Source organism: Schnuerera sp. (assembly GCF_035459645.1).
Lineage (GTDB): Bacteria > Bacillota > Clostridia > Tissierellales > Tepidimicrobiaceae > Schnuerera.
In genome coordinates this window covers 1-1,642 of record NZ_DATHXO010000365.1, presented here as the reverse complement: position 1 = coordinate 1,642, position 1,642 = coordinate 1, and the positions used below count along the sequence as shown (strand labels likewise).

Sequence of the window (1,642 nt, the reverse complement as noted above, 5' to 3'; positions counted from 1 at the left end):
CATTAAATAATGTATAGGAGGAAAAAATGTGAAGATTTATATTGCAGAACATGCAGGTTTTTGTTTTGGAGTTAAAAGGGCAGTTAAAACTGCTGAAGATGTTTTAAATAATTCTGGAGGTATGGTCACCTATTCCTTAGGTCCTTTAGTCCATAATTCTCAGTTAGTGGACAAGCTAAGCAAAAAAGGATTAAAGGTTATAGATGAAATTGATCGTATACAAAAAGGACGGGTTATTGTAAGGGCACATGGCGTACCTTACAAAGTTCAAAAAAAAATTGAAGAATTGAATTTAGACTTAGTTGATTGTACTTGCCCTTATGTAAAGTCGGTACACAATAAAGTAAATGAATATAGTGAAAAAGGATATCAAATTATCATTATTGGTGATAAAGAACACCCAGAAGTAATTGGGATTAATGGATGGTGTAATAATGAAGGAATTATTGTTAATACTGAGGATGAAGCCAGAAATATATCTAATTATGATAAAATATGTATTGTTTCCCAAACTACGAATAAATTAGAAAAATTTAATAAACTATCGAATATTATTGTAAACAAAGGTAAGGAATCTAAGGTATTTAACACTATATGCAATGCTACCAATATAAGACAAACAGCTTGTAAAGAATTATCAAATAAAGTAGAGGCTATGATAGTTATAGGTGGTTATCATAGTTCTAATACTAATAAATTAGCTGATATAAGCAGAGAAAACTGCAATAATGTATATCATATTGAATTATCTAAAGATTTACCTTTACAAGAGCTAGCAAAATTTAATACAATAGGAATAACTGCAGGTGCTTCTACACCTGATTGGATAATTAAGGAGGTTGTTAATACAATGGATAATATTAATAATAATGAAATAATGGAAGCAATAGAAAATACATTAGTTAAAATACGTAGAGGAGATGTTGTAAAAGGTAAAGTTATTTATGTAACTGAAAATGAAATTATGGTGAATATCAATTATAAATCAGATGGTATTATTACTAGAGAAGAATTATCTAATGATCCTGATATAATGCCTAAGGATGTTTTTAAAGAAGGAGATGAGGTAGAAGTATATATAGTCAAATTAGATGACGGGGAAGGCAATGTAGTTCTTTCTAGAAAGAGACTAGAGACTATAAAGAATTGGGAAATCCTTGAAAAAGTATATAAAAATGAGGAGGAAATAGAATGTAAGGTACTAACTGATGTAAAGGGGGGTTTGTCAGTATTAGTAAGTGGTATAAATGGATTTATGCCTGCATCTCAAATTTCTTTAGAATATGTTGATGATCTAAGCGCATATAAGAGTAAAAAACTATTTGCAAAAATTATTGATTTTGATAGAAACAGAAAAAGAGTTGTATTGTCAAGTAAAGTAATTGAAAAAGAAGAATTAGAAAAGAAAAGAGAAAAGCTTTGGGAAAGTTTGGAAATCGGCAATATAATTGAAGGAAAAGTAGAAAGGCTGACAGATTTTGGTGCTTTTATAGATATAGGAGGTTTAGATGGGTTAATTCATATATCTGATTTATCATGGTATAGAATTAATCATCCATCAGAAGTTGTAAATACAGGTGATAAGATTAAGGTTCAAATTTTAGATTATAATAAAAATAAAAATAGAATATCTTTAGGTTTA

1 protein-coding gene is annotated in these 1,642 nt (G+C 28.7%); it reads left to right on the top strand.

Features of this window, described 5'->3' with window-relative positions:
* Window positions 1–28: 28 nt before the first annotated feature.
* A partial coding sequence (locus VK998_RS08535) for a bifunctional 4-hydroxy-3-methylbut-2-enyl diphosphate reductase/30S ribosomal protein S1 (RefSeq protein ID WP_325227626.1) occupies window positions 29–1,642 on the top strand: 1,614 nt, incomplete at its 3' end.